Source organism: Williamsia sp. Y712, from assembly GCF_059445525.1.
The window spans coordinates 1,474,688-1,501,003 of sequence record NZ_JCAIUN010000001.1 but is presented as its reverse complement, the minus strand read 5'-3'; the positions used below and the strand labels follow the sequence as shown (position 1 = coordinate 1,501,003).

Annotated in this window: 25 protein-coding genes; 4 read left to right on the top strand and 21 right to left on the bottom strand. The window is 63.7% G+C overall.

Features of this window, described 5'->3' with window-relative positions; all coding sequences use genetic code 11:
- Window positions 1–61: 61 nt before the first annotated feature.
- The 12 genes from AC1D75_RS07065 to AC1D75_RS07010 all read right to left on the bottom strand — a co-directional run bounded on the left by AC1D75_RS07065 (window position 62) and on the right by AC1D75_RS07010 (window position 12,323).
- Complete coding sequence (locus tag AC1D75_RS07065) at window positions 62–670, bottom strand: hypothetical protein (protein ID WP_495514573.1); 609 nt, start codon at window positions 668–670, stop codon at window positions 62–64.
- Window positions 671–1,525 (bottom strand): Rv1363c family protein, encoded by an 855-nt coding sequence (locus AC1D75_RS07060; RefSeq protein WP_495514572.1) that lies wholly within the window; start codon window positions 1,523–1,525, stop codon window positions 671–673.
- Window positions 1,526–1,686: 161 nt separating this feature from the next.
- The gene (locus AC1D75_RS07055) at window positions 1,687–3,132 is read right to left on the bottom strand and encodes an MCE family protein (protein WP_495514571.1); all 1,446 of its coding nucleotides are present in this window, start codon (window positions 3,130–3,132) and stop codon (window positions 1,687–1,689) included.
- A complete protein-coding gene (locus tag AC1D75_RS07050; protein WP_495514570.1) occupies window positions 3,129–4,391 on the bottom strand; it encodes an MlaD family protein in 1,263 nt (420 codons plus the stop codon). Before AC1D75_RS07050 ends, AC1D75_RS07055 begins: the two co-directional genes overlap by 4 nt.
- Entirely contained in the window at window positions 4,391–5,650 is a 1,260-nt protein-coding gene (locus AC1D75_RS07045) for an MCE family protein (protein ID WP_495514569.1), read from the bottom strand. Before AC1D75_RS07045 ends, AC1D75_RS07050 begins: the two co-directional genes overlap by 1 nt.
- Window positions 5,651–5,652: 2 nt before the next feature.
- Window positions 5,653–6,846 (bottom strand): MCE family protein, encoded by a 1,194-nt coding sequence (locus tag AC1D75_RS07040; RefSeq protein ID WP_495514568.1) that lies wholly within the window; start codon window positions 6,844–6,846, stop codon window positions 5,653–5,655.
- On the bottom strand, window positions 6,846–7,907 hold the full coding sequence (locus AC1D75_RS07035; RefSeq protein WP_495514567.1) for an MCE family protein: 1,062 nt from the start codon (window positions 7,905–7,907) through the stop codon (window positions 6,846–6,848). The genes AC1D75_RS07040 and AC1D75_RS07035 overlap by 1 nt, the downstream gene beginning before the upstream one ends.
- Window positions 7,908–7,945: 38 nt before the next feature.
- Entirely contained in the window at window positions 7,946–9,124 is a 1,179-nt protein-coding gene (locus AC1D75_RS07030) for an MCE family protein (RefSeq protein ID WP_495514566.1), read from the bottom strand.
- Between the two features lie 3 nt (window positions 9,125–9,127).
- Window positions 9,128–9,979, bottom strand: coding sequence for an MlaE family ABC transporter permease (locus tag AC1D75_RS07025; RefSeq protein ID WP_495514565.1), 852 nt, complete (start codon window positions 9,977–9,979; stop codon window positions 9,128–9,130).
- A gap of 4 nt (window positions 9,980–9,983) precedes the next feature.
- The gene (locus AC1D75_RS07020; protein ID WP_482135834.1) at window positions 9,984–10,748 is read right to left on the bottom strand and encodes an MlaE family ABC transporter permease; all 765 of its coding nucleotides are present in this window, start codon (window positions 10,746–10,748) and stop codon (window positions 9,984–9,986) included.
- Between the two features lie 269 nt (window positions 10,749–11,017).
- Entirely contained in the window at window positions 11,018–11,956 is a 939-nt protein-coding gene (locus AC1D75_RS07015) for a 3-oxoacyl-ACP reductase (RefSeq protein WP_495516001.1), read from the bottom strand.
- 175 nt (window positions 11,957–12,131) lie between these two features.
- A complete protein-coding gene (locus tag AC1D75_RS07010) occupies window positions 12,132–12,323 on the bottom strand; it encodes a ferredoxin (protein ID WP_495514564.1) in 192 nt (63 codons plus the stop codon).
- A gap of 148 nt (window positions 12,324–12,471) precedes the next feature.
- On the opposite strand from AC1D75_RS07010, the gene AC1D75_RS07005 reads away from it, so the two are divergent.
- Genes AC1D75_RS07005 through AC1D75_RS06995 form a run of 3 tightly spaced genes read left to right on the top strand, consistent with a single transcriptional unit; the run spans window position 12,472 to window position 16,412 of the window.
- A complete protein-coding gene (locus AC1D75_RS07005) occupies window positions 12,472–13,659 on the top strand; it encodes an acyl-CoA dehydrogenase family protein (RefSeq protein WP_495514563.1) in 1,188 nt (395 codons plus the stop codon).
- Between the two features lie 37 nt (window positions 13,660–13,696).
- Entirely contained in the window at window positions 13,697–14,818 is a 1,122-nt protein-coding gene (locus AC1D75_RS07000; RefSeq protein WP_495514562.1) for an acyl-CoA dehydrogenase family protein, read from the top strand.
- Window positions 14,819–14,822: 4 nt separating this feature from the next.
- A complete protein-coding gene (locus AC1D75_RS06995) occupies window positions 14,823–16,412 on the top strand; it encodes a long-chain-fatty-acid--CoA ligase (protein ID WP_495514561.1) in 1,590 nt (529 codons plus the stop codon).
- Between the two features lie 76 nt (window positions 16,413–16,488).
- Here AC1D75_RS06995 and AC1D75_RS06990 read toward each other — a convergent pair whose 3' ends face one another.
- From AC1D75_RS06990 to AC1D75_RS06975, 4 genes are all read right to left on the bottom strand, one after another.
- A complete protein-coding gene (locus tag AC1D75_RS06990; protein ID WP_495514560.1) occupies window positions 16,489–17,355 on the bottom strand; it encodes an SDR family oxidoreductase in 867 nt (288 codons plus the stop codon).
- 8 nt (window positions 17,356–17,363) lie between these two features.
- Complete coding sequence (locus AC1D75_RS06985; protein ID WP_495516000.1) at window positions 17,364–18,155, bottom strand: enoyl-CoA hydratase; 792 nt, start codon at window positions 18,153–18,155, stop codon at window positions 17,364–17,366.
- Window positions 18,156–18,268: 113 nt separating this feature from the next.
- Window positions 18,269–19,396, bottom strand: coding sequence for an NAD(P)H-dependent flavin oxidoreductase (locus AC1D75_RS06980; RefSeq protein WP_495514559.1), 1,128 nt, complete (start codon window positions 19,394–19,396; stop codon window positions 18,269–18,271).
- 5 nt (window positions 19,397–19,401) lie between these two features.
- Entirely contained in the window at window positions 19,402–21,039 is a 1,638-nt protein-coding gene (locus tag AC1D75_RS06975) for an acyl-CoA synthetase (protein ID WP_495514558.1), read from the bottom strand.
- 126 nt (window positions 21,040–21,165) lie between these two features.
- Between AC1D75_RS06975 and AC1D75_RS06970 the strand changes: the two genes are divergently transcribed.
- Entirely contained in the window at window positions 21,166–21,960 is a 795-nt protein-coding gene (locus AC1D75_RS06970; RefSeq protein ID WP_495514557.1) for a crotonase/enoyl-CoA hydratase family protein, read from the top strand.
- A 33-nt stretch (window positions 21,961–21,993) separates the two neighbouring features.
- On the opposite strand, the gene AC1D75_RS06965 is transcribed toward AC1D75_RS06970, so the two are convergent.
- The 5 genes from AC1D75_RS06965 to AC1D75_RS06945 all read right to left on the bottom strand — a co-directional run bounded on the left by AC1D75_RS06965 (window position 21,994) and on the right by AC1D75_RS06945 (window position 26,291).
- Window positions 21,994–22,617, bottom strand: a complete 624-nt coding sequence (locus tag AC1D75_RS06965; protein WP_495514556.1) for a TetR/AcrR family transcriptional regulator — start codon at window positions 22,615–22,617, stop codon at window positions 21,994–21,996.
- Window positions 22,617–23,294 (bottom strand): TetR/AcrR family transcriptional regulator, encoded by a 678-nt coding sequence (locus tag AC1D75_RS06960; RefSeq protein ID WP_495514555.1) that lies wholly within the window; start codon window positions 23,292–23,294, stop codon window positions 22,617–22,619. Before AC1D75_RS06960 ends, AC1D75_RS06965 begins: the two co-directional genes overlap by 1 nt.
- A 10-nt stretch (window positions 23,295–23,304) precedes the next feature.
- Entirely contained in the window at window positions 23,305–23,661 is a 357-nt protein-coding gene (locus AC1D75_RS06955) for a DoxX-related protein (protein ID WP_495514554.1), read from the bottom strand.
- Between the two features lie 77 nt (window positions 23,662–23,738).
- Entirely contained in the window at window positions 23,739–25,091 is a 1,353-nt protein-coding gene (locus tag AC1D75_RS06950; RefSeq protein ID WP_495515999.1) for an ABC1 kinase family protein, read from the bottom strand.
- 162 nt (window positions 25,092–25,253) lie between these two features.
- Window positions 25,254–26,291, bottom strand: coding sequence for an LLM class F420-dependent oxidoreductase (locus AC1D75_RS06945; RefSeq protein WP_495514553.1), 1,038 nt, complete (start codon window positions 26,289–26,291; stop codon window positions 25,254–25,256).
- Window positions 26,292–26,316: the final 25 nt, after the last annotated feature.

Below are 26,316 nucleotides of genomic sequence, written 5' to 3'. Positions count from 1 at the left end.
CACCTATACGAAGACGATCCACATATTTGTGGATCGTCTTCGTATTACCGGAGCGTTTGCGTCAGGGGGTGGGTGCCGGGGCAGGGGCAGACGATTCCGTTGGCGCGGGGGCCGGGACCGTCGAGGCACCCGCTTTGTCGGCCTCGGTCGCGAGCTGGGCCTTCACCGAATCGTCGGTGATGATGTCGATGTTGGTGACCAGCCACTTGCCGCCCGACCGCTCCATCGAATACTGCAGCCGACTGGGGTTGATCGCCACCACATCTTTGCCGCCCTTGGTCACTGACTGGTTCATGAAGATCAGGATCAGCGCGGTGTCGCGGGTATTGGTGACAACCCCGGCCTCCTGGATCGTCACCTCGGATTTGACCTGCTGATCCTTCACTGCGACAACAAGATTCGAGTCGGTGATGATCTGGTCATATTCCTGTGCAGCCGCACCGGTGACCAGCGTTTTTGCCTGCTCCACCTGCTGCGCGACATTGCCCGGGTCGTATCCGAACATCACTGTTGCCGTATGGGTTCCGGCGTCCAGCGCTTCACCACGGGCATCCTCGGTCGCCGTGGCGTCGCGGTAGTTCAACCCGGCGATCGTTGTGATGACCACCCCGGCTACCAGGATCACGACGGTGAGCACCGAGACGGCCCACCACCAGAATTTGCGGGACATCTACGTCACCCACTCGAAGTTGGTCAGCTTTAGTTGTCCGTTGATACGGGTCATGTCGAGCTTCCATCGGAATGTCTGCAACACGGTCTGCTGCTCAGGAACGTTGGGCTGGTTCATCTCCCAGCTCGACACCAGGATCACCGATCCGGCATTTGGTTCACAAACCGTGGCTGCCTGTGAGATGACGGTGCCCTTCGTCGAGACGTTCTCGGACTTGATCATGTTGACGGTCTGCTCCATCGACTGGCTGGTCTGCTCCATGGCCTTGCCACTGGTGCTGTCCTGAAAAGTCTTGATGGCGCCGTCGATGTTCTCGGGGTTCAGCGTTGTCAGGTTGGTGATCATCTGGCGGGCGAAAGCCGAATACTCGGCGCACAATTCGTTGCGCTCGTCAATCTCGTCGGCCCCCGTGATGAACACGGTCGACGCGACGACCATGCCCGCGATCAGCCCGATAGACACAACGGCCGCCAGCACGATTCCCAGTCCACGCAGATTCCCGCGGCTGCGTGGTGAGCGACCTTTGTCGACCGAGGGCCTGTCACCGGACCGGCCCGGACGAACCCGGCCCGCGCGCAGATCCGACTTGCGGCGTCCGGCACGCCGATTGCGGTATGACTCCCCTGCCGAGACCGACGTCGACCCGAAAGACTGCACTGCGCCCGAATCGGTTTCGGTTCCGGTCGGGGCGGTGTCGGACTCGACGATCTCGGCTTTGGGCTCGTTCAGGTCCACCGATGGCTTCGCGGCCGACGCATCGCTCGACTTCGACTTCGGCTTACGGCTCAGCGGCGACGACTTCACCGGAAGACCGGTCGTCTTGCGAACCTTGCCACTCGGTGAACTGCTGCGCACCGACGACTCGGACGCATCCTGCGGCGGACCGGCGGGCCTGCTGGCCCGACGTCGCTGCGGCTTCTGAGGAGCGGGTCTCTGGCGTGCCGCTTCCTGTTCGGTTGGTGTCTGTTCGGTTGGTGTTTGTTCAGTTGGTGTTTGTTCAGTTGGTGTTCGGGCCGTCACTGGACGGTCCCCGTGATCAGGCTCTGCCATTGACTGTTGTCTTTCTGCTGTTCCCCGCTACCACCTGTACCAGATGTGCCAGACGGTACCGCGGTTCCGGCGTTGTACGTCTTGCCGTCCGGGCCGATGTAGTCACCACTGACGGGGTCGTAGCTGGTGGCATAGACGGCGGGGCTGCCGTCGTCCGCGCCGGGTGCGCCGTTGGTCAAAAAGCCTTGTGGCAGATCAACACCCGGTAGCCCGTTCGGGAAGGGCACGTTCTCGCCGATCGGCGTGTAGCCGGTTCGGCATTCGGCCGGCGTCGACGCGCGGCGGCCGGGTATCTCCACACACGGGAAGTTGCGGGTTCCGCGGACCGCGACGTTGGAATCCTGCGGGACGCGGCACAACATCCCGGGCGGAAGATCACGCGGGGTCTGGGCCGACGCATCGCGTTCCGGGGTCATCGGCATGAAGCCGACCGTGCAGGTGCCGGGATCCTGGAATCCCAGCGCAAAGTCGACGTTGGCGCCGTTGCGGTAGTCCTCGCTGTTGAGCGCGGTGATCAACGCCGCCATCAGGCGCGGATAGATCACCACGATCTGCTGCAGGCTGGGATGGTAGATCGCCAGGGTCCGAGCCGTTGTGTTGAGATTCGAGAACAGCAACGGCAGTGACTGATTCATCGAGGCGAACAGCTCTTGACTCTGCTGCGCAACACTCGGACCCTGATCCAGGATCCCCTGGATCTGCGGGTCATTCGCCCGGAGTTGATCGGTGACCTGCACCAGATTTGCCGTCCACGCGCGGATGTCATCCACCGTGGTGGTCTGCGTCTCCAGCAACGGGGCCGCTTGGTCGATCAGCTTGACGATCGCCTCCGAGTTCTCGTTGGCATCACCCACCAGCAGGGTCATCGAGTCGAAGAGACGCTGCAGGTCTTCTCCGGTGCCGTTGAACGCGTTGAACGCCTCGTCCATCAACCGGCGCAACTTCGTGTCCTGGATCTGCTCGAGAAGGGCATCGGCCTGATCGAGCAGCGTCCCGACCTCCACCGGAACCGTCCCGTTCTCGACCACCGAGCCGTCCTGCAGATTGCCGGTGGACGGTGTGTCGGGATCAGGCGTGAACTGGAGGTACTGCTCACCGACCGCCGAGACACTGCGTACCGCGGCGATCGAATTGTTCGGGATCTTGGTGTCACTGTTGATCGACAACGTTGCCAGAACGCCGGTCTCGGTCAATGCCACCGTCTGGACCTTGCCGACATCGACACCGCGGAAGCTGACGTTGCCGTTCTGGTAGAGCCCACCGGTACTGGGCAGGTCCACCTTGACCGTGTACTCCCCGATCCCGACCATCGAGGGCACTCGGATGTAGAAAACCGCAACGGCGAGCATCGACACGACCGTGATGATGGTGAAGATGATCAACTGCATTCGTACGAACGGTGTGATGCTCATGAGCCTGTCTCCCCGTTCGGCATCGGCGAGGGCTGATTGTTGTCGACCGGCATCTCGGCGGTCAGCGGACCGGTGAACGGATCGCTGCTGCGGGACGCGGCGCCGGCCGGCGAGCCGAGTAGACCCTCGGGACCATAGAGCTGACTCTGCCCACCGAGACTGGCCAGCGCGCCTCGCTCCAACCGCCCGAAGGTGAGGTCGAGGTTGATCTCGCCGTTGAGATAGTCGCCTCGGACCACCTGCGGGATGACCTCCTCGGCAAACGGGAAGGTCAGCAAGATGCCGAGCGACTGGGTCAGGGCCGGGCCGGTGGACTGTAGTTGGTCCAGTACCGGCACCAGGTTGCTGACCAGCACCGTGATGTCTTCCGAACTCGCGTTCAAGATGTCATCGGTGGTGCGGCTCAGCGTGCTCAGTGAACCCAGCGCATCGGTGAACTGCACTCGCTGATCCTGGAGCAGGGAGAGGATCTTCGGTCCGTCGGCCAACGCCTTCTCCACCACCGGTGTCTGCTCGTTGATGCGCGAGGTCATGCGGTCCAGACCCTCCATCGCGCGAATGATGTTGACCCGCTGATCGTTCAGCTCTTCCACCAGCGTGTTCAGGCGCGGAATCAGTTCCCGCAGCACATCTTCGCGGCCGGCCATCGAGTTGTTGAGTTCGGTGACGATGTCACCGACCTGCGCCAGACCACCGCCGTTGAGCACCACCGACAGCGAACTGAGCACCTGCTCGGTGGTCGGATAGGTGCAGGCGGCCACCTGTTGTGCCGAATTGATGTCGGGAATCGGTTGCTGGTTCTCCGGCTCCGGAATGTTCTCCGCCTCGGGGCAATCGGCGGCCGGGATCTCATCGCCCGCTTGCAGAGTGCCCGAATCCGCGTCCTCCGGCTGCACGATCTGCAGGTGCAACGAACCGAGAACGCTGGTCATCCCGACCATCACATGGGAACCCACCGGAATCGAGGTCCCCTTGTTGAGCCGCAGCGTCACCTGCGCCTGCCAGTCGTTCACCGAGATCTTTCCGACACTGCCGACAGTGGCGTCGTTGATCATGACGGGTGCGTTCTGAACCAGGTTGGCGGCGTTGGGAATTATGGTCGTCAGCTCGTACGAGCCGCGACCGGTGCCATCCGCACCGGGAATCGGCAACGAGTTGAGTCCCTCGAACCCACAGCCCGACGCCATCAGCGCCGTACTGATCACGGTCGCCCCGACGATGTTGCGGGCGACCACCTTTCGTCTCAACACTGCGCGCATCATCCCTCACCACCGAACGGCACCAGCAGCTGCGCCAAGCCGGGGTTCTTGTACTGAGAGCGGGTCGCGGCGTCCTGATCGCGAATACCCTGCTGCGCCCGCGCTTTCACGCTCGCATTCTGGTACGAGATCTGATCGGGTGTGGCGTTGATACCCGACACCGGATTGGACAGGAACGGCGGATAGTTCATCCCGATCGTCCCGAAGATCGGACCCAGGACATCGACACACTGTTCGACCAGGTCCTCCTGGCCGGGACGGGCCGTACCCGCCATCGAGCCACATAGAAGGTTGATCAGGTTGCCGCCCATACCCAGTCCGAAGATGCCCGACAACGACCCCTGGAGCGGGTTGTAGATGTTGTAGAAGTTCGACAGCTGGGTCGGGCCGGAATGCAGTAGCCCGCGGATCTCTTCGTCTTTCTGCGCCAGCACATTGGTGGCCTCGGAGAGATCACCGACCGACTCACTGAGGGTCGCCCCATTGGTGTCGATGAACGTCTGGATGTCGGTCAGCGCGGTGTTGAGGTTGGTCAGCGCACCGTTCAGGTTGTCGGTGTTGTCGGCCAGAACCTGGCTCACCGACGCGATACGGCCGTTGAACTGCACCAACTGATCATGGCTCTGCGACAGCGCCTCCGTCAGCGTCTGGAGATTGCGAATCGACTTGAAGAGATCGTCGCTGCCACCGGCCAGCGTGCCGGTGACATCCGACAATTGCTGGATGGCCTGGCGGATGGCCGTGCCGTTGCCGTCGAGGTTCTGATCGAAGACGTCGACCGCGCGGGCAACCGACCCGGGGTCGGCGCCCTGCGGACCGACCGCCTCGGTCAACCTGCTCAGCTCCGCCTTGATCTCATCCCACTCCACCGGAACCGCGGTGCGCTCCATCGGGATGTCCCCACCGCCACCGAGCGTCGGACCGCCCTCATACACCGGGGTCAACTGGACAAACCGGCCGGAGACGAGGGACTGCGCGACCACGATCGCCTCGACGTCTTCGGGCAGCTTCCGGTTGCGGTCGACCTTCAGTTCGACCTGAACATCGTTGTCCCGCGGGGTGATCGACCCGACCGAGCCCACGTCGACGCCCAGGATCTTCACCGAGTCACCCTCGTACAGCGCATTCACGGTCGAGAAGTACGCCGTATAGGTCTTGTAATTCGCCTTCTGGAGGCCGTAGTACACCGCCACGACCGCCACCATGACGGCCACGACGACTGCGGTGACCTGCCAGAACCGTTTGCTCAAGCGTCCCATTGTCATCCCCCCGCCGGTCCGGTCGGATACGAAGGCGCCGGGGCCGGTTTGTTTGAGTCGGGCGAGTTCGCCATGTCCGGGCGGGTGGTGATGTCCGGCGGAATCTTGAACGCGTACTTGGTGAATGTCTCGAAGGCCTCCGGGTACTTCTGCTGGAACACCCTCATGAACGTGGCGGTGAGGTCACCGAACGTGGTCAGACCCACCAGTGAGGAGAAGTACGGGCCACTGGACACCGCTTCTCCCAGCACATTTGCGTAGGGCCCGAGCTCGTCCAGCGTCAGCGCGAGATTCTCCTGGTTGTCGATCAGGATCGCGAGCACGCCGTTCAGCTGATTGAGGACCGGCGTGAGCTGCGCATTGTTGTTGTCGATGAACAAACTGATCTGTGCGGTGACGTTCTCGGTCCCGGTGATCAACTGCTCCAGCGCATATCGGCGGGCCTGGACCTCGCCGAGCAGGGAGTTCGCATCGACGAGCAGGCTGTTGATCTGGCCGCTGCGCTTCGCCACCACATCGGTGACGCTGCCGGCCCGGTCCAACAGTTGCGACAGCGACTCGTCACGATCGGCAATCGCCTTGGACAACCGCGCCACCCCGTCGACAGCCGACTGCACCGACTCCGGGGTGTCGGAGAAGGTGTCCGACAACGTGTTCAGTGCAGCGTTGAGCTGCTCGGTATCGGTTTCGGCGATCGTGTCGGTGGCACCTTCAAGGGCATCGATCAGCGAATACGGCGCCACGGTCCGCTCGACGGTATCCCCCGGCATCAGCTTTCCGGTGCCCTCGGACACCAGGGTCAGATTGCGTCGGCCGAGCACGGTCTCGGTCTTGATGATGGCCGTGCTGGCACCTCCGAGACGGACGGTGTCGGCCATGTTGAACGTGATCTTCGCCTTGGTTCCGTTGTCGGTGTCGGCCAGCGAGATCCCCTGAACGGTACCGACATTCACCCCGGAGACGATCACGACGTCACCGGTGGACAGGCCACCGGCATCGTCGAAGAGTGCGGTGTAGACGCTGCCGTTCGACAGGAACGGGAGCTTGTCCATCTGCAGGGCCACGATCACCACCAACACGGCGATCACCACACCGATGAAACCCACACGGGCGCGGTCGGGTTCGCCACGCTTACGGCGCCGGGCCTCGTCGGCCTGGTCGGTCGCGGTTCGCTCACCTTTGAACAATGCGGACATCACAGCGGGTTACACCTCCCTCCGGGGTTGGTGTTCGGTCCGGTCGCGTCTGTCGATTTCCAGACGATCTCCTGCCCGTCCGGGCCGGTGAACATGATGTTGATCTGGCAGAGCCAGATCTGCAGCCAGGCACCGTAACTACCGAGGTTGGACAGTGCCTTGAAATCGGACGGCAGACGACCGAGCAGACCCCGGACGTAATCCTCACTCTTGAGCACTTCTTCGGAGACCTGCCCGGTGGCGGTGATCAGCGACGTCAGATCGGACTGGTTCTCGGCCAGCACATCGTTCAGGTCGTTGGTCACCTCGGAGGTGTTGGTGATGGCCTCACCGATCACGTTGCGCTGTGAGTCGAGACCCGAGATCAGCTTCTGCAGCTGATCCAGCGACGTGTCCAAACCCTCGTCGTCGGCCTCGATGGTGCCAAGTGTGGTGTTGAGGTTGTCGATGACCTGCCCGATCAGCTGATCGCGGTCGGCAAGTGAATCGGTGAAAGTTGCTGTGTTGCTGAGTAGTTCACCCAGCGCCGGCCCCTGACCCTGGAACACCTTGACCAGGGACGTCGACAGCTCGTTGATCTCCTTCGGGTCGAGCGTCCGGAACAGCGGCTTGAAGCCACCGAGGAGGTTGTCGAGATCCAGCGCCGGTTCGGTCTGTGTGATCGGGATCGAACCGTTGTCCTTCAACAGTGCACCCGGTTCACCGGTACCTTCCTGCAGCTCGAGAAAGCGGTCGCCGGTGAGGTTTTCGTAGCGGATCAGCGCCTGCACAGAGGTGGGCAGCCGATACTTCTCGTTGACGTCGAACTCGACAACCGCCTTGTTGTCGGGATTCAGGCCCACCGAGCCGACCTTGCCGACCTCGACACCGGCGATCCGAACCTTGCTACCCGACTTCAGTTGGGAGGCACTGGTGAACGTCGCCTTGTAGGCGTAGCTCGAACCACCGCGGTACTGGCTGAACACAACCACCAGGCCCACGAAGATCAGCACCATCACCACTGCGAAAGCCCCGAGCTTGATGACGGTGGCGCGAAACGCACGCTCTCTGGAAACTGCCATCTCACACCTCCCCTGGCTGACTGGTCATCGGTTGTTCCTCATCCACGTGGCGCCGGCCCGAACATCACGTCGAACAATTTGGACGCATCCAGCTTGGGTGTGGTTCTCGGCTGATACGGGACCGCGGCGTTGTCCCCGACGTAGAACCCGGCGTGCTCACGGGTACTCGGATCGCTGAGCCCGTATTCACAGGTTGGCGGCCCGTCCATGTTGACCCTCGGCAGGTCCTCCGGGTAGCGGTACGGTTCCTTACCCGGCAGCAAGCCCGCGTTCAGATGCACTCGCGCGTCGTCGACGCCGAACACCGGTAGCGCTTTCTGGCCGGCACTGGCGGTGGCCGTGATGAAGCAGGCCAGCCCCGGGGCCTGGTATCCGAGCAGTGTCGCGGTCGGGTTCAGGTTCGCCAGCGTCGAGATGATGTTCGCCTTGGACGGCGCGATGACACCGTTGATGGTGTCGGCCATCCCGGTCACGTTCACCAGTAGCGCATCGAGGTCGGATGAGTTGTCCACCAACGTATTACCCGTGGCCGTGAAGTTGTCGACGATCTTGAGCAGGTCGGGCATCACGTCGGCATAGACGTTGGTGAACTCGGCCGTGGCCTCGATGTCGCGGCTGAGTTCGTCCAGGTGCGGGTTGACCTTGCCCAGCAGTTCGGACAGGTCGGCGAACCCCTGACCGATCTGATCACCTCGACCGGACAGTGCGGTGTCGATCGCACTGATGGTGGCGTTGAGCTTCTCGGGCTGGACCGCCGCCAGCACACCGACCAGCCGCTCGTAGATCGTGTTCAGTTCGACCACAACACGATCGGTCTCGATGGCCGAACCGCCGTGCAGTGTCTCCTCGCTGGGATCCTCCGGGATCTCGAGGTTGACCGACTTGGCGCCGAACACCGTGTTGGATTTGATGTCGGCCCGGACGTTGGCCGGGATGTATCGGAGCTGGTCCGGATTCATGTCGAGGACGAGTTTGACACCGTCCTCCGACTCCGTGATCGCACCGACGCGGCCGACCACCACACCACGCAACCGGACCTTCGCATCCGGGCTCATCACGAGTCCGGCCCGGTCGGCGGTCAGCGTCACCGGCACCGTCGACGCGAACGAGCCGAGGAACTGCAGGGATGCCAACGCGCAGGCCAGTATCAGCGACATCACCAGCACGGTGGCCGCAATCTTCTTCGCCCAAGCGGGGCGTTCGGTTCTCTGTGACATGGCCTACCCCGAGAGGTTGAACTTTCCGTCGACGCCGTAGATGGCCAGTGAGGTCAGCAGGGTGATCACCACGACGACCACGAGCGACGCCCGCACGGCGTTGCCGACCGCGATACCGACGCCCACCGGACCGCCCGAGGCGTTGAAGCCGTAGTACGTGTGGATCATCATGACCGCCACCGCCATACAGATCGCCTGCACGAACGACCACAGGATGTCGGTGGGAATGAGGAAGGTGGAGAAGTAGTGGTCGTACACGCCGGACGATTGTCCGTAGAGGAACACCGTCGCAAAGCGACTGGCGAGGAACGAGGCGACCGAAGCCAATGAATACAGCGGGATGATGGCGATCAGGCCCGCCACGATGCGGGTGCTGACCAGGTAGGGAATCGACTTGATCGCCATCGCCTCGAGAGCGTCGATCTCCTCACTGACACGCATCGCACCGAGCTGTGCCGTGGCGCCGGCGCCGATCGTTGCCGCCAAACCGATTCCGGCGATGACCGGCACGGCGATACGGACGTTGATGAAGGCGGAGAAGAATCCGGTGAGTGCCTCGACGCCGATGTTCGACAACGAGCTGTAGCCCTGGACTGCGATGGTGCCGCCGGTGAAGAGCGTGAGGAACCCGACGACCACGACGGTGCCACCGATCATGGCAAGTGCGCCCGACCCCATACTGATCTCAGCGATCAGCCGCAGCGTTTCCTTCTTGTACGCCCGCACCGCGCGGGGGATGTTGATCAGGCTGTCCCAGTAGAAGAATGCCTGATCACCTATGCGGTCCCAACCGGAACCCGCTCGTTTGAACGCCACGCGCGTTGAGCGTAGTCGGACGGTATGCGGAAGGATCATGGCGTCACCCTGCAGTCGCTTTGAGGCCAACCGCGGTGACCACGACGTTCACGACGAACAGCGCCATGAACGAATAGACCACGGTTTCGTTGACGGCATCGCCGACGCCCTTGGCGCCACCGGCCACGTGTAGACCGCGGTAGCAGCCGACCAGGCCGGCGGCGAGGCCGAACAGCGCGGCCTTCACCATCGAGATCATCAGTTCGGGAAAGCCGGTCAGCAAGGTCAGATTCGCGATGAACGCGCCCGGGTTCACATCCTGCAGGTACACCGAGAACACGAAGCCGCCACCGATACCGATGGTGCACACCAGAGAGTTGAGGAGGATCGCGACCAGCGTCGAGGCGATGACCCGGGGTACCACCAGGCGGTGGATCGGATCGATGCCGAGGACCTGCAGGGCGTCGATCTCTTCACGGATCGTCCGGGCTCCGAGGTCGGCACAGATGGCGGTCGCGCCGGCTCCGGCAACGATCAACACCGTGACGATCGGGCCGATCTGGGTGATGGTGCCCAGTGCGGCGCCTGCGCCCGAGAGATCCTGGGCGCCGAGTTCGCGCAACAGGATATTGAGAGTGAAGCTGACCAGAACGGTGAACGGGATGGCCACGAGGACTGTGGGAACCATCGAAACACGCGCAATGGCCCACGACTGCTCGACCGTCTCGCGCCACTGGAACGGTGCCCGGAAGAGCTCCCGCGCCGCGCTGACACTCATGGCAACAAAATCCCCGACGCCCTCGAACGGACCTGCCAGCCTGCGGTTCACCAACTCTCCTTCAGCAAAAGACTTCCCCCCGGACCGGACTGAGCTGTCTGATCATAACGTGTTCTAGTTCTGATTTGGGTGATTCGTAGTACTTGCCAACAGGAACTTTTCACTCGAGACGTCCGTCCAGAAGCTTTCATATTGAAACACGTTCCACACCCGCAGCGCCCTACGCTCCCCAACGGAGGCCTGCCAGTTTGACCGCGAACTTATCACACGTCCAGTTCACCCAACGGGAAGAAACGACCAACCCAAAGGTCTCGAAATGGCTACCCGAACAGGGCTTTACCAGCAGAGAACGTGTCTGCAGGATCGCGGCCGACGAAGTACTCGGCCAGACTCTTCGTGAGATCGCCTCGATCCCAGGCATCACCGCCTGCGACAAAGCTCTGCTCCACCGTCGGCGCCGCCATCAGCGTCACCTTGGGTCCGTAGACCACGAACACCTGACCGTTGACGCCGTCCGATTCCGGACTCGCCAGGAACTGCACCAGCGTGACGACATGATCGGTCGAGAGCGGATCGACCGAGCCCTGCGGCGCATCGCCGAAGGTGCCCTCGGTCATCGCGGTACGAGCTCGCGGGCAGATCGCGTTCGAGCGCACGCCGTAGGCGGCCAGGCCGCGCGCGGCGGTCAGCGTCAGCGACGTGATCCCCGCCTTCGCCGCACCATAGTTGGCCTGCCCCACCGGACCCGACAACCCGGCCTCGCTGGAAGTGTTGATCAAGCGGCCGAACACCGGCCCGCCGGCCGCCTTCGACTGCGACCGCCAATACGCCGCAGCATTGCGGCACATCAGGAAATGCCCTCGCAGATGAACTCGGATCACCAGATCCCAGTCATCGTCGGACATGTTGAAGAGCATCTTGTCCCGGACCAGGCCGGCATTGTTCATCACCACATGCAGACCGCCGTGCGATTCGGTGGCAACGCGCATGATCTCGGTGGTGGTGGCCGAGTCCGAGATGTCGCCTGCCACCGGCACGCCGACACCGCCCGCGGCCTCGATCTCGGCGAGGACATCACTCGAATCGAGCGCGCCGGCGAGGTCGTTGACGATCACGGTGGCACCGAGGGCGCCGAGCCCGATCGCCTCCGCCCGCCCCAACCCGGCTCCGGCACCGGTCACAACCGCCACTTTCCCGGCGAGTTCCGGCCCGGACCGCGCATCCTGGTCGAGCTCCGCATTCGGCTGCGTCTTCGAGATTGCGCTCACAGATCCTCCACTCGATGTCACCAACCCGGATGAGCCCTGAGGGGCACACTCCGGGTGCGTCGAGACAAATGTAGAACGTGTTCTCGATTTACGGCAACTATCGGGTCTGCGATCCCAGGTTCTGGTATCCGGTGCGCCGCAACTCGGCGCACCGGATCACAACCCTTCAGTCCTCGACGGACAACGCCGACTTGGGGCAGCTACTGGCCACCTGGCGCATCTCCTCGCGCCGCTCTTCGGGCACATCCTCTTGCAATATGACCAGGTAGTCGTCGTCATCGAGATCGAAGACGTCTGGCGCCATACCCACACAGACACCATTGGACTCACACAGGTCGAAATCAGCCTTGATCTTCATCGTCACGAGCTCCCTTCCCTTGCCGTCTCAGACGGCCCCAGTATTGACGGACACCTACCAACAGGTTAGAACGTGTTATAGAACGAGTCGACCGGGATCCCCCCGCCCCGACTCCTTCTTTCCCACCCGCAACCCCCCTGGAGCACCGATGCGCATCGCATATACCGACCAGCAGCAAGAGCTTCGGCGCGAACTCCGGGCGTACTTCTCCCATTTGATCACGCCCGAACGTCGATTGGCACTGTCTTCCACCAGCGGAGAGGTCGGCGAAGGCAACGTCTATCGCGAGGTCGTAAGTCAGATGGGCCGCGACGGCTGGCTCGCGCTCGGCTGGCCCAAGGAGTACGGCGGCCAGGAGCGGTCGATGATGGATCAGCTGATCTTCACCGACGAGGCCGCCATCGCCGGTGCACCCGTCCCGTTCCTCACGATCAACTCCGTCGCGCCGACGATCATGCATTTCGGTACCGATGCGCAGAAGGCAAAGTACCTGCCCGCCATCGCATCCGGTGATGTCCACTTCGCCATCGGCTATTCAGAACCCGGCGCAGGCACCGACCTGGCGTCGCTGCGCACCTCAGCGGTCCGGGACGGCGACGACTTCGTCATCAACGGCCAGAAGATGTGGACGAGCCTGATCCAGTACGCCGACTACATCTGGCTCGCGTGCCGCACCGATCCGGAGGCGAAGAAGCACAAGGGCATCTCGATGCTCATCGTGCCGACCGATGTCGAGGGATTCTCGTATACGCCGGTGCACACGATGGCGAGTGTCGACACGAGCGCCACCTACTATCAGGACGTGCGCGTGCCCGCCGATTCCCTGGTGGGCGAGCTCAACGGCGGCTGGCCGCTGGTGACGAACCAGCTCAACAACGAGCGGGTGTCCCTGTGTAGCGCGGCACCGATCCAGACCGCCCTGCGCGAGACGATCGAGTGGGCCCAGAACACGAAGACCGCCCGCGGTGGCCGGGTCATCGACTCCGAATGGGTCCAGATGAATCTGGCCAAGGTCCATGCCAAGGTCGAGTTCTTGAAGCTGATCAACTGGAACATCGCGTCGGAAGCAACCGGCGGTGGATCTCCGTCACCGGCCGACGCGTCGGCCACCAAGGTGTTCGGTACCGAGTTCGCCACCGAGGCCTATCGGTTGCTGATGGAGGTGCTGGGCCCCGCGGCCACACTGCGACCGGGCAGCCCCGGCGTCCACCTTCGGGGCCGCCTCGAACGCTTCCACCGTTCGTCGCTGATCTTGACCTTCGGTGGCGGAACCAATGAAGTCCAGAGAGACATCATCGCGATGCTCGCCCTGGGCCAGCCCCCTGCCCGCCGCTGATACCGCCCGCTGATCACGGACCAAAGGAACCTTCACCATGGACTTTCACCGCAGCGAGCAGACCGCCGATCTGGCCGGACTCACCCGCGACATCACCAAGAAGTTGGTCACCACCGACCGACTCGAGGCCCTCGAGCACCGTGGCAGCGCACCCGGCGCCCAGCAAGGGAGCTTTGATCGCGAGTTGTGGACCCAGCTCGCCGCCTCCGGGCTTCTTGCTCTGGAACTCGACGACGATCTGACCGTGCTCGACAATCTGGCGATAGCAGAAGAATTGGGCCGGACGTTGGCGCTTGTCCCGTTCGGTCCGTCGGCCTTCACCGCGGTCCCGGCCATCGCCCGGTTCGGCACCGAGGTGGTCAAGGCGCGCTGGCTCGAGGATTTGTCGAATGGCACCGCGATCGTCACCGTCGGCCTCGATGAAGATCTGGCAGACGATCCGCTGGCACCGGTGGCATCGGCGACGCCAACCGATGACGGGTGGGTCCTGGCCGGCGCGAAACTGAATGTGCCGTATGCCGAAGACGCCGACGCCATCATCGTCAATGTCGCCGGACCACAGGGTGCGGCGGTGTTCATCGTGCCCACCGATCGCGACGGCCTCACGATCACCCCGGCCTTGTCGACGGGTCAGGGCCCCGGCGCATTCGTCGAACTCGACGGCACCGTGGTCACCACGGACGACCAGCTCGGCGAGGCCGGCACCGCGGTGATCGATTTTCTGCGCGACCGGATGACCCTCGCCTTGTGCGCCGAACAGACCGGCATTCTCGAGCGCGCGCTGGAGCTGACCGCCGAATATGGCCGGGACCGTGAACAATTCGACCGCAAGATCGGGTCGTTCCAGGCCGTTGCGCAACGACTTGCCGACGCCTACATCGACGTACGGGGTCTGAGACTGACCACCCTGCAGGCCGCCTGGCTGCTGTCCGAAGGTCTCGAGGCAGGTAAGGAACTGGCGACCGCGAAATTCTGGGCGGCCGATGCCGGCCACCGAGTCGCGCACACCGCCGTCCACATCCACGGTGGTGTCGGTATCGACGTCGATCATCCCGTGCACCGATACTTCCTGCGCGCCAAGCAGAACGAGTTCAATCTGGGATCCGCGCCGGTGCAACTGCGCCGGATCGGCTCCGCACTTGCCGGCGAACCAGCCTGAGGCGATGACCACCCCGAATCAGATCACACCGGCTCCGGGTACTGTCGGCGCCCTGTTGGCACCGTTGACCGACACCGTCGACTCCGGCCTCTACTTCGAAGACGAGTTCGTCTGTTGGCGTGACCATCTGAAGTTGTCGGCGACCCGCGCTGCGGCCCTACGAGGGGTGATCGACACCGACCGTCCGCCGCACGTGGCCCTGCTCCTCGAGAACATTCCCGAGTTCAGTTACCTACTCGCGGCCGCCGTCCTCGGAGAGCTTGTCGTGGTGGGCCTGAACCCGACGCGTCGCGGATCGGCTTTGGCCGCCGACATCGCCACCGCCGACTGCCAGGTCGTGATCGTCGAGAACTCGACGGCGCACCTGGTCGATGCCACGGTCGTCCCGAATGTGTTGGTGTTCAACGTCGAAGATCCACAATGGGAGAAGTTGCTCGACCCACACGCCGGTGTCGAACCTCGTTTCGGCGTCGGCGATCCCGACGCCCTGTTGATGCTGATCTTCACCTCCGGTACGAGCGGCGACCCGAAAGCAGTGCAGTGCAGCCACCGGAAGCTGGCGGCCAGCGGCGTGATGCTCTCGCAACGGTTCGAGTTGGGCCCCGAAGACGTCGCCTACCTGTCGATGCCGATGTTCCATTCGAACGCGATCATCGCCGGCTGGATGGTGGCGGTCGCGGGGGGTTCATCGGTTGCGTTGCGGCGCAAGTTCTCGGCGGGTGCGTTCTTCGACGACATCCGTCGATTCCGCGCGACCTACGCGAACTATGTCGGCAAACCGTTGTCGTACGTGCTGGCCACCCCGGCCCGGCCCGACGACACCGACAATCCGCTGCAGATCCTGTACGGCAACGAGGCCTCGGCGGCCGACATCGTCGCCACCACAACACGTTTTGATGTCCGGGTGGTCGACGGCTTCGGTTCCACCGAAGGTGGGGTCGCCATCACCCGCACCACCGATACGCCGCCGGAGGCCCTGGGCCCACTGGTCGCGCCGAATCAGGTGCGCAACCCCGAGACGGGCGAGGTCTGTGCCGTCGCCCGATTCGATGAGTCGGGACGGCTCACCAACGCCGACGAAGCCGTTGGGGAAATCGTCAACAGCTCAGGCGGCGGACTGTTCACCGGTTACTACCGCAATCCGGCCGCCGACGCCGAACGGATGCGCGACGGCATCTACCACACCGGCGACCTCGGCTACGTCGACGAACACGGATACGTGTATTTCGCCGGACGCCTGGGTGATTGGGTCCGTGTGGATGGAGAGAACATGGGCACCGGCCCCATCGAACGGGTGCTTCTGCGGCATCCATCGATCACCATGGCCGCGGTCTACGGTGTCCGGGCCGAGATCGGAGACGAACTCGCTGCGGCGCTTGTCGCCCCCGGCCTGAGCGCTGAGCAGCTGACGGATTTTCTGTCCGCACAACCGGATCTGGGTCCCAAGCAGTGGCCCAGTCGAATCCACATCGTCGACGATCTTCCGCAGACCGACACATTCAAAATCCTCAAACGCAACCTTGCCGCGGACACCACCGCACCCACCTGGATCCGCCCCGACCGGACCCTCGAATACGTCCCGACACCACCCTGACCCGAAACTGTGCCCTTTTGGCGAACAAAAGCCCAGGTCGGCACCGCCAAAAGGGCACAGTTTCGGGGTGCGGGGGTCAGCTGCGGTTGACCCGGTCGAGGTACTTGGCCCGCTCGGTCTCGTCGAACTCCATGAACATGGTGTCGAAGCCGAAGTACTTGCCGTACAGGTTCTTCATGAACCGCGGCGTCACCATCCAGCCGAGCACCGACATGCTCTGGCGCGGGATCACCACCCGGTCCCGATTGCTCTCGATACTCCGGACGATCTCCCGCGCAACATCAGCGGGCTCGATGGGCGGCATCATCTTGGTGGTCTGCAGACCGTCGATGAGCCCGGTCTTGGTGAAGTTGGGCATCACCGCGAGTACTCGGACGCCACTGGAGCTCAATTCACCATCCAAAGCCTCGGAGAACGCGATCACCCCGGCCTTGGCCGCGCTGTAGATACTCAGTCCAGGAAGGGGAACCAGTCCGGCAACCGAGGAGACGTTCAGGATCTGGCCCGAACCCCGCGCCACCATGCGACGGGCGGCCAGCCGAGTGCCCCGCACCACCGCGAGCAGATCGATTTCGAAGTTCCTGGTGATCACCGCGTCGGAGAAATCGAGGAACGGCCCGGTCGGCATGATGCCTGCGTTGTTGATCAGCACGTCGAACTTGCCGAACTCGGCGTCGACCCGATCGAGGAAGGCGGCGAACGATTCGTCGCTGGTGACGTCGAGGGGGTAGCCCTCGCACCCGAGGTTGGCCGCGGCCTTGGCGACAACTTCTTCGTCGATGTCGCCGAGCACCACCTTCGCACCCTTTTCCTGCAGCTCGGCCGCCGTGGCCAGCCCGATGCCGCGAGCACCACCGGTGATCACAACCACCTTGTCCCGCAATGAGATCGCGGCGCCCTTACGGCTCCGCACCACTGCTCGCAGGATTCCCGACTTCCCCATCTGGTCCCTCACTTCATCTGCTCGCGGCCACGATCGATGACCGCCTTCCGTGCCGCCTCGACGGACGCCGGATCAAACGCGGCCATCCAGGCAGTGGAATGTGTTGCCTCGGTGTCCAATTCCGGACCGAGTCCGTGCTGTTGCGCCTCGCGATACGAGGCGAGCAGGGCCGCGACGGCTCTGGTGTTGTTGCCACCGATGTCGGCGGCCAGGGCCAGCGCGGTCGGCAGCAGATCCTCATGCGGCACGACCTCGGTGACCAGTCCGACCCTCAGGGCAGTCTGCGCGTCGACGAAGTTACCGGTCAGGCTCATCCGCCGGGCAAAACCCCAGCCGACCGCGGCAGGCAGGCGTCCGGTCAGACCCCACGCAGGCACCATGCCCACCCGCGCATGGGTGTCGGCGAAACGGGCCCGATCCGAGGCGATGAGGAAGTCACAGGCCAAGGCCAGTTCCAGACCGCCGGTGACCGTGGCACCGTTGATGGCCCCGATGACCGGTTTGCGGAGCGGAACCCACGGGAATCCCGTCGGCGGGCCGGGGATGTTGACGTCGTCCCATCCACCCTCTGAACCGAGCCCCTTGAGGTCGACACCCGCAGAAAATGCGGGGTCGGTCCCGGTGAGCACCACCGCGCCGACCGAATCGTCGGCGTCGGCAGCCGCCAGCGCCGCCCGCAACGCCGTGACGACCTCTCCGGTCAGGGCATTTCGCGCTTCCGGCCGGTTGAGCGTGATCAGCACAACGGTCACACCCGCCTCGGTGTCGACCCGCGCCGTGAGCACCACCGGCTCATTCAACTCCGCCATGCCCCACCTCCTGCCCCTGAGATCTTTGCCGTGAATTCACTCGACGGCTGTGACCATATCTGATCACAGCCGTCGGCAAAATGGATCTGCGCAGTGACGCGGTACTAGCGGGCCTTCTGCAGTCGTTCCACGGCCACGTCGTACTCGCTGACCAGGTCATCGATCAGGTCTGCCGTGGGAGTGATCGCATTCATGCGGCCGACGATCTGTCCGGCAGGCATGGCCACGACACCGGGGTCGTCAGCGGCCGAGATCCGCGCGTGGGCCTCGGCGACCAGGATGTTCTGCAACGGCATCGGCAACGCATCCGGGGCATCCGGCGCATCCCACGCGTCGGTCCACTTGGTCTTCAACAGGCGGGCGGGCTTACCAGAGTAGATCCGCCTGCGCACGGTGTCCTTCGACGTGGCGTTCAGGATCGCCTGTTGGATGACCGACGGACCCGCACCGCGTACACCGAGCTGATACTCGGCCGCGGTGAGCCAGTAGGTTCCCATCCACACACCGCTGGTACCCATGGCCAGTGCGGCAGCGATCTGACGACCGCTGCCGACCCCTCCAGCCGCCAGCACATGTGCCGAGTCCCCCACGGCATCAACAATTTCCGGCCACAGGATCATCGAGGTGACCTCACCTGTGTGACCACCTGCCTCATAACCCTGCGCGATCACCAGATCCACCCCGGCGGCGACATGCCGCAAGGCGTGCTCTTTGGCCCCCGCCAGCGCCGCCACCTTCACCCCGTGGGCGTGCACGTTCGCGATCACGTCATCCGGGGGTGAGCCCAGTGCGTTGGCGATGAGCTTGATCTGCCCGTACTTGTCGGCGTGCGCCATCGACACGTCGACGTGGGACCGCGCGACCGAATGCAGCCATCCCAGAACACCGGCGTTGACGCGGTCACCGCCGGGCAGCGGCGGTACACCGAGGTCGTCGAGGGTGCGCTCGACGAAGGCGCGGTGCTCCGGCGGGATCATCGCGTCGAGGTCGATCTGCGAACCCTCGGTGGGGATCTTGGCGGGCATCACCACGTCGACACCAAACGGTTTGCCGTCGGTGTTCTCGCGCATCCAGTCAAGGGTGGCGTCGAGTTCCTCCGCCTCGTTGAACCGCACGCAGCCCAGCACACCGAGGCCACCGGCCCGGCTGATCGCCGCCGCCACATGCTCGGACGGGGTGAACCCGAATATCGGGTATTGGATTCCGAACTCGTCGGACAGTGAAGTACGCACCGGTGTCAGGCCTTTCGTGAGCTGGTTGTCAGATTTTCGTCGGCCGAGCGGGATTCGGCGATCTCCGCCGCCCAGCGATAGTTGGGCTTGCCGGCCGGGGAACGTTTGATCTCGTCGACGAACCACACCGCCCGCGGGCACTTGTAGCCGGCGATGTCCTGCCGGGCAACGGCATTGATCTCATCAAGCGTCGGACGCACGCCGTCCCTGGTCGCGATGATGGCGGCGACCCGTTGTCCGTATCGCTCGTCGGGCACCCCGACCACCACGGTGTCGAAGATGTCCGGATGAGCCTTGAGTGCCGACTCGACCTCTTCGGGGTGGATCTTCTCGCCACCGGAATTGATACTCACCGAACCACGTCCGAGCATCGTCACCGTGCCGTCGTCCTCGACACGCGCCTGATCCCCCGGGATGGAATACCGGATGCCGTTGTAGGTCTTGAAGGTCTTGTCCGTCTTGACCGGGTCGTTGTAGTACCGCAGCGGGATGTGCCCGGTCCGGGCCAGGATCCCGACCTCTCCCTTACCGGGCTCGATGACGGAACCATCATCGCGCAGAACAACTGTCGACAGGTCGGCCTTGACCCGCGGGCCACCACCGCTGTGCGAGGTCTCCTTCGAGATGACACCCATCCCGGAAAAGCCGGTCTCCGATGAACCGATGGCGTCGATGATGACCGCATTCGGGAACTTCTCGACGAACTGGTCCTTGACCGAGGCCGAGAACAGCGCGGCGGACGATGCGACCGAGAACACCGAGCTGACGTCGTAGTCCTTTTGCTCCAACGCGTCGATCATCGGACGCCCCATGGCATCTCCGGTGATGAAGATGACGTTCACCTTGTGTCGCTCGACGATCTCCCACGTCTGATGGGCGCCGAACTCGGGGTAGACGATGGCCTTGCCGCCTGCGAACAACGCCTGGAACACCGCCCACTGCGATCCACCGTGGATGAACGGTGGGATCGGAAATCTCACCAATTGTCCGCCCTGCGCCCCGGTCTTCGCGAAATGCCACTCGTCGGCGACCGCCTCGCCCGTGTACCAGTCGATACCTCCCCCGAGGACCCGGAACACGTCCTCCTGCCGCCAGACCACGCCCTTCGGATTTCCGGTGGTGCCACCGGTGTAGAGCATGTACAGGTCGTCGTCGGAGCGCGGCTCGAAGTCGCGCTCGATCCCGCCGTCGGCAACCGCCTGCTCGTAGGGGATTCCGTTCACCACCGAGATATCGAGGTCGGAGCCGTCTTCGATCACGATGACCGACCGCAATTCGGGCACCTTCGGTAACACGTTCGCCACCCTGTCGACGTACTGACGCTCGACGACGAGCGCCTTCATGTCGGAGTCGGTGAAGATGTGCTCGAGTTCGCTCTCGACGTACCGGAAGTTGACGTTGACCATCACCGCACGGGCCTTGAAGATGGCAACCATCGATTCGACGGCCTCGATACCGTTTCTGCTGTACAGGCCCACAGAATCGCCCGGACCGACCCCGAGGCCCCGTAGGGTGTGGGCCAGTCCGTTGGCCCGCTGATCGAGTTCGGTGTAGGTCTCGCTGCGCCCGTCTGTTTCCAGCGCCACCCGATCGCCCATCGAATCGACGGCATGCTCGATGAGGTCGGCAATGTTGTAAGCCATACCGACAAAACTAGAACGTGTTACCGTTTGATGGCAAGGCCCTAGCAGATACAGGTCACGCCGCGCCCACGCGCGCTCTGTCATGCCAAAAAATCACACAGCCGTGCGAGAAATCAGGAGCAAATCATGTCGGACGCTGCCCCCCACTGTCTTGTCGAGAAGCGCGGGCACACGTTGATCGTCACGATGAATCGGCCCGAGGCGCGCAACGCACTCTCGAGCGACATGCTCGCGATCATGAATTCCGCGTGGGATCAGGTCGATTCCGACCCCGATATCCGGGTCGCGATCCTCACCGGAGCCGGCGGCTACTTCTGCGCGGGCGCCGACCTGAAGAGCATGAACAAGAAGGCTCCCGGCGACTCCTTCAAAAAGGGTGGCTTCGACCCGACGATGCTCGACGCACTCCTCAAAGGCCGCCGCCTGACCAAGCCCCTGATCGCAGCCGTTGAAGGCCCGGCCATCGCAGGCGGAACCGAGATCTTGCAGGGCACCGACATCCGCGTCGCCGGACAGAGCGCCAAATTCGGTGTGTCCGAGGCAAAGTGGGGTCTGTATCCGCTTGGCGGTTCGGCGGTCCGGCTGGTTCGGCAGATCCCGTACACCGTCGCCGCCGACATCCTGCTCACCGGACGTCACATCACTGCCGCCGAAGCCCTCGAATACGGCCTCATCGGGCATGTCGTCGCCGACGGCACCGCGCTCGACAAGGCCCTCGAGCTCGCCGATCAGATCAGCGCGAACGGCCCCATCGCGGTGCGGGCGATCCTCAAGACGATCCGGGACACCGAGGGCATGCACGAGCAGGATGCATTCAAGATCGACGCCGATCAAGGCATCAAGGTCTTCATCAGCGACGACGCCAAGATCGGCCCGAAAGCCTTTGCGGAGAAGACGATCCCCGACTTCACCGGCAAGTAGCCCGGCCAGGGGCCAACTGTCGAGCCCCTGCGACTAGGCCGTCGGGGTGCCGTAGCAGAGGAACCCGACCACGGTCTCGACCGTTTCTTCGACGTCGAACTCGGCGGAGTTGTCGAGCAAACGCGGCAGTACCGCGCCGAGAAGGCACGACACCATCGCCTCGCCCGCGAACTCCACGTCGAGGTCCTCTCGTAGGTAACCGTCGGCGACGCCGTGCCGGAAGTACTGTCCACACAACTGGCCGAGTTGAACGTAGCTACCGGTCAGCAGTTCGAGGGACGCCTCGTCGATACCCGGCGCCTCCATCATCACGAACGTGAGCGCATCGGGGCGTTCGTTCACGTGGACGACCAGCCTGCGGACCAGCGACCCCATCGCGTCGACGAACTCGGCCGCATCGCGGGGGCGCGGACGGTGCAACTCGGCAATCGCGGTGAGCTCGGCGAGTTCCCTGGCCAGGACTGCATCGAGCGCATCCCGCTTGTTGTCGAAGTAGTTGTAGAACGTGCCGTGACTGCAGCCGATCCGGGCGACGATCTCGGCGACTCCCACGTCGCTGTAACCATTTTCGATGAAGGTTCGCAGTGCGGCGTCGAGCAGTTGGCCTCGGCGAAGCCTGGTCCGCCGGGTGTCGGGGCGAACCGTCGGTTGAACCATCACTCCCCATCCATCGTCGGTGGACGCTTCATCATTCCGTGGAAGGCCAAATCGGCGGCGCCGCTGACAAACCGCTCACGCTTGCCCGGATCGTCGTCCGCCCGCAGCGACATGACAAGCCCGGGCAGCGCCAACATCATCAACAGCCGGGCAACGATCTGCCGCTGCGGCATGGTCAGGACGAACCATCCATTCTCGACAGCTCGCGTCAGTGCCTTGACCACCAGAGAATTGATCATGTACTCGAGCCCGACAACCCGCGCCTTGAGCTCCTTGTCGATTGCGCTGGCCTGCACCCCGATCAGCTTGAGCATCGCCGGATCCTCGTCGACCATCCGGTGGAGCCGATCGCCGATGACCCTGATGTGCAGCGCCATGTCTTGCGCCGTTTGCGCCTCGGCCGCGAGCAACTCATTGGGATCAATGGTTGCGAATATCCGCTCCACAGACCAGTCGAAGACCATGTCCAGCAGCTCTCGCTTACTGCTGACATAGCGGTAGACGGTCCCCTGGCCGATACCCGCGCGTTGCGCTATCTCCGCGATACTCGTTCCGTCATAGCCTTTTTCAGTGAGTACGGCATAGGCTGCCTCGACGATCTGGGTACGACGGTGATCGGCAAGACCCTCGACTTTGGGGCGTCCGCGGCGTCTGCGCACGGGAACGTCAGATGTCATCGCCCGGCGGTCACGCTTTCACGACACGGCTGGCGAGGAATCCGATGTACCCGATCAATCCCACGTAGCCGATCTTCCGGGTCCGCTTGTTCGCAATCGCCAGACCGACCAGGGTCTCGGTTGCCCCGTTGGAGTACGTCCATTGCGTCGTGTTCTCCGGAAAGGCCGCCTTGGTGATCGGTTCGAAGACCTGCGGACTGATGAAGTGCGCCAACCCGGTTGCGGCAAGGCCGAGCCCGGCCACACGGGGCAAGACCGCATCCCGCGATCCGGTATCGCCATCTTGATCGGGGGCCTGTGAACCTCGGGCCGCCGACAAACCTGCACCAGCAGACTTCTTCAACACCCGCGCGAGCACGATTGTCATTCGTTGCCTTTCGTTGATTTCAACACTATCGAAGCCTTTACCCAGGGCAAGCGTTCTGTGAACATCACCGGGTCACGTCATCGAAACGCCCGCCCCCCACCACCTCCGCCGGCATGGTGCCAACTCTCGATCGCGGCGCCCATCGGCGTCACCGGTGCGACATCGTCGTAGATCCACTCCCGGACGATCGAACCCCACGGTGCCGTCGCCTCCAGGCGGCCGAGGAGTTCGCACACACTGAGCTCCGTCCGTCGCGAGAACACATGCGTCTCGACCAGGTCCTGGCGCTGGATCTGTCGATAGTGCCCGGATCCGGGTAGCACCGCGCCTGCGAATGCGGAGCTCGCGATCTGTCTGGTCACCGTCGACCGATCCGGCGACAGATGCCATCCGGCCACCTTGCGGGTGTACTGGGCGACCTGTTCCATCGACATCGCGTCCTCGTCGGGGACGAAGCCCGCGTCGATCGCCAACCGATAGACCTCCTCGTCACGCCCCTCGAGCAGTGCGCGGAACGCATTGCGCTGCAGCGCGATATCCGGCGCTGCCATCGACACGTAGAGTCCGAAGTCCAGGAAGCCGACCTTGCCGTCCGGCATCACCAGCACATTCCCCGGATGGGGGTCGGCGCAGAATTCGCCGCGCTCATAGACGCCACCACAGTAGAACCGGTACACCGCTTCACCGATCCGGTCCCGATCCTCGACCGGGAGCCCGCAGGCAGTGGTGAACGGCATCCCGTCCAGATATTCGGTGACGAGAACCTGATCGGTACTGAACTCGTGGTACGGCCGAGGAATGGTCCAGACCGGATGGTCGAGGTAGAAATCGTGGACGCGTTGATGATTGGCCAGTTCGGTCTCATAGTCCAACTCCGCGAGCATCTGCCGGGAGACCTCTGCCACCACATCGTCCAGGTTGGCACCGGGCATCCTGCCACGCCCCATCCTCACCACCAGCGCAAGATTCTTCAGATCCGCCCGGACCGCGGATTTCACATGGGGATATTGAACTTTCACGGCAACCCGCTCACCGTCCAGCGTTGCGAGATAGACCTGGCCGATGGATGCCGCGGCGATCGGTGTGTCTTCGATGTCCAGGCGCGCCATCCGGGCCGGCCCCAGTGAGGATTCCAGGACCGCCATCATCGCCTGGTTGTCGACGGTCGGTGCGCGGTCGAACAGCGGGGACAGGCGGGCCCTGAACTCCTCCCGGGTGGCCTCCGAGCTCAGGCCCAGGTCGAACATGGCCAGCATCTGGCCGAGCTTGAGGGCCGCGCCCTTCATGCTCCCGACGACGGTGACCAACTCGTCGACAAAGCGGAGTATCTGTTCATCCTGCTTGCGCGCCTTCGCGTCTGCGTCGGCCGACGAGCTGATGAACTTGCCGGTCGCCGTGCGGACCGCGTGACCGGCGACGACCCGTCCGATCTTTTGACCTCTCCCGAGACGTGCACCGAGCTGTCGTGCCGATCCGCCGTCTGTGGGCGGCTTGGCGTCTGCGGGCGGGTCCGACACGCTCGGGACTCTACGCATCGCCGACCTCGAACGTCGCGACTTCGACACGCCGATCAGATCTAGAACATGTTCGCCTCAGATGAGGCGACCCAGACGGGCAATCTGATCGGGATCACGATTGGTCACCATCAACATGCTGACCCCGGCTTGTTCCCACCTCTTGATCTGGCGCCGCACCTCGTCCTCGTCGCCCACGATCATCGTCTCCAGAACCATCTCGTCGGGCACCGCCGCGACCGCCTCGGTCTTGCGACCGGCCAGGAACTTCTCACCGATCTCGCGGACCACTTCGCCGTATCCCATCCGGGTGTAGACCTCGGCGTGGAAGTTCTGCCCCTTGGCCCCCATGCCACCGACGTAGAGCGCGGTCGACGGACGGTAGGTGTCGATAACCGCGGGAACGTTGTCGGTGATCTCGACCTGGACCGTGGCGGCCACCTCGAACGTGTCACGGGTGCGACGCGCCCCTGGCCGCGCGAAGCCCTCGGCAAGCCACGACTCATACATGTCCGACAGCCGCGGCGTGTAGTAGATCGCCATCCAGCCATCGGCGATCTCCGCCGTCAGCGCGACGTTCTTCGGGCCTTCTGCACCCAGCCAAATCGGCAGGTCAGCGCGCAGCGGGTGGGTGATCGGCTTGAGTGATTTCCCGAGCCTGGTCGATCCGGTGGCATCCGACGGGTAGGGCAACGGATAGTGCGGTCCGGCGTTTGTGACCCGCTCTTCGCGGGCCAGCACATCCCGGATCACCTGAACGTATTCACGGGTCCGCGCCAGGGGTTTGGCAAAGGGCTGGCCGTACCAGCCCTCTACGACCTGAGGCCCGGACACCCCGAGCCCGAGGATGTGACGGCCGCCGGACAGATGATCGAGCGTCAGCGCCGCCATGGCCGCCGACGTCGGTGGCCGTGCCGACAGCTGGGCGATGCCGGTACCGAGCTTGATCGTCGACGTCGCAGAGCCCCACCAGGCCAGCGGCGTGTACGCATCGGACCCCCACGATTCAGCGGTGAACACGGCCTCGTAACCCGCCGTTTCGGCGGCCGCGATCAAAGCCGGCGCATCCGGGATCGGCGACGCTCCCCAGTACCCCAATTGCAGACCGAGCTTCATGCCTGGCGACCTCCCGTTCGGCCTA

Excerpts from the sequence above, each read along its gene's own strand:
- AC1D75_RS07065 (WP_495514573.1), bottom strand. The coding sequence starts at position 670 with ATGTCCCGCAAATTCTGGTGGTGGGCCGTCTCGGTGCTCACCGTCGTG.
- AC1D75_RS07055 (WP_495514571.1), bottom strand. The coding sequence starts at position 3,132 with ATGAGCATCACACCGTTCGTACGAATGCAGTTGATCATCTTCACCATC.
- AC1D75_RS07050 (WP_495514570.1), bottom strand. The coding sequence starts at position 4,391 with ATGCGCGCAGTGTTGAGACGAAAGGTGGTCGCCCGCAACATCGTCGGG.
- AC1D75_RS07045 (WP_495514569.1), bottom strand. The coding sequence starts at position 5,650 with ATGGGACGCTTGAGCAAACGGTTCTGGCAGGTCACCGCAGTCGTCGTG.
- AC1D75_RS07040 (WP_495514568.1), bottom strand. The coding sequence starts at position 6,846 with ATGTCCGCATTGTTCAAAGGTGAGCGAACCGCGACCGACCAGGCCGAC.
- AC1D75_RS07035 (WP_495514567.1), bottom strand. The coding sequence starts at position 7,907 with ATGGCAGTTTCCAGAGAGCGTGCGTTTCGCGCCACCGTCATCAAGCTC.
- AC1D75_RS07030 (WP_495514566.1), bottom strand. The coding sequence starts at position 9,124 with ATGTCACAGAGAACCGAACGCCCCGCTTGGGCGAAGAAGATTGCGGCC.
- AC1D75_RS07025 (WP_495514565.1), bottom strand. The coding sequence starts at position 9,979 with ATGATCCTTCCGCATACCGTCCGACTACGCTCAACGCGCGTGGCGTTC.
- AC1D75_RS07010 (WP_495514564.1), bottom strand. The coding sequence starts at position 12,323 with ATGAAGATCAAGGCTGATTTCGACCTGTGTGAGTCCAATGGTGTCTGT.
- AC1D75_RS07005 (WP_495514563.1), top strand. The coding sequence starts at position 12,472 with ATGCGCATCGCATATACCGACCAGCAGCAAGAGCTTCGGCGCGAACTC.
- AC1D75_RS07000 (WP_495514562.1), top strand. The coding sequence starts at position 13,697 with ATGGACTTTCACCGCAGCGAGCAGACCGCCGATCTGGCCGGACTCACC.
- AC1D75_RS06995 (WP_495514561.1), top strand. The coding sequence starts at position 14,823 with ATGACCACCCCGAATCAGATCACACCGGCTCCGGGTACTGTCGGCGCC.
- AC1D75_RS06990 (WP_495514560.1), bottom strand. The coding sequence starts at position 17,355 with ATGGGGAAGTCGGGAATCCTGCGAGCAGTGGTGCGGAGCCGTAAGGGC.
- AC1D75_RS06975 (WP_495514558.1), bottom strand. The coding sequence starts at position 21,039 with ATGGCTTACAACATTGCCGACCTCATCGAGCATGCCGTCGATTCGATG.
- AC1D75_RS06970 (WP_495514557.1), top strand. The coding sequence starts at position 21,166 with ATGTCGGACGCTGCCCCCCACTGTCTTGTCGAGAAGCGCGGGCACACG.
- AC1D75_RS06965 (WP_495514556.1), bottom strand. The coding sequence starts at position 22,617 with ATGGTTCAACCGACGGTTCGCCCCGACACCCGGCGGACCAGGCTTCGC.
- AC1D75_RS06960 (WP_495514555.1), bottom strand. The coding sequence starts at position 23,294 with ATGACATCTGACGTTCCCGTGCGCAGACGCCGCGGACGCCCCAAAGTC.
- AC1D75_RS06955 (WP_495514554.1), bottom strand. The coding sequence starts at position 23,661 with ATGACAATCGTGCTCGCGCGGGTGTTGAAGAAGTCTGCTGGTGCAGGT.
- AC1D75_RS06945 (WP_495514553.1), bottom strand. The coding sequence starts at position 26,291 with ATGAAGCTCGGTCTGCAATTGGGGTACTGGGGAGCGTCGCCGATCCCG.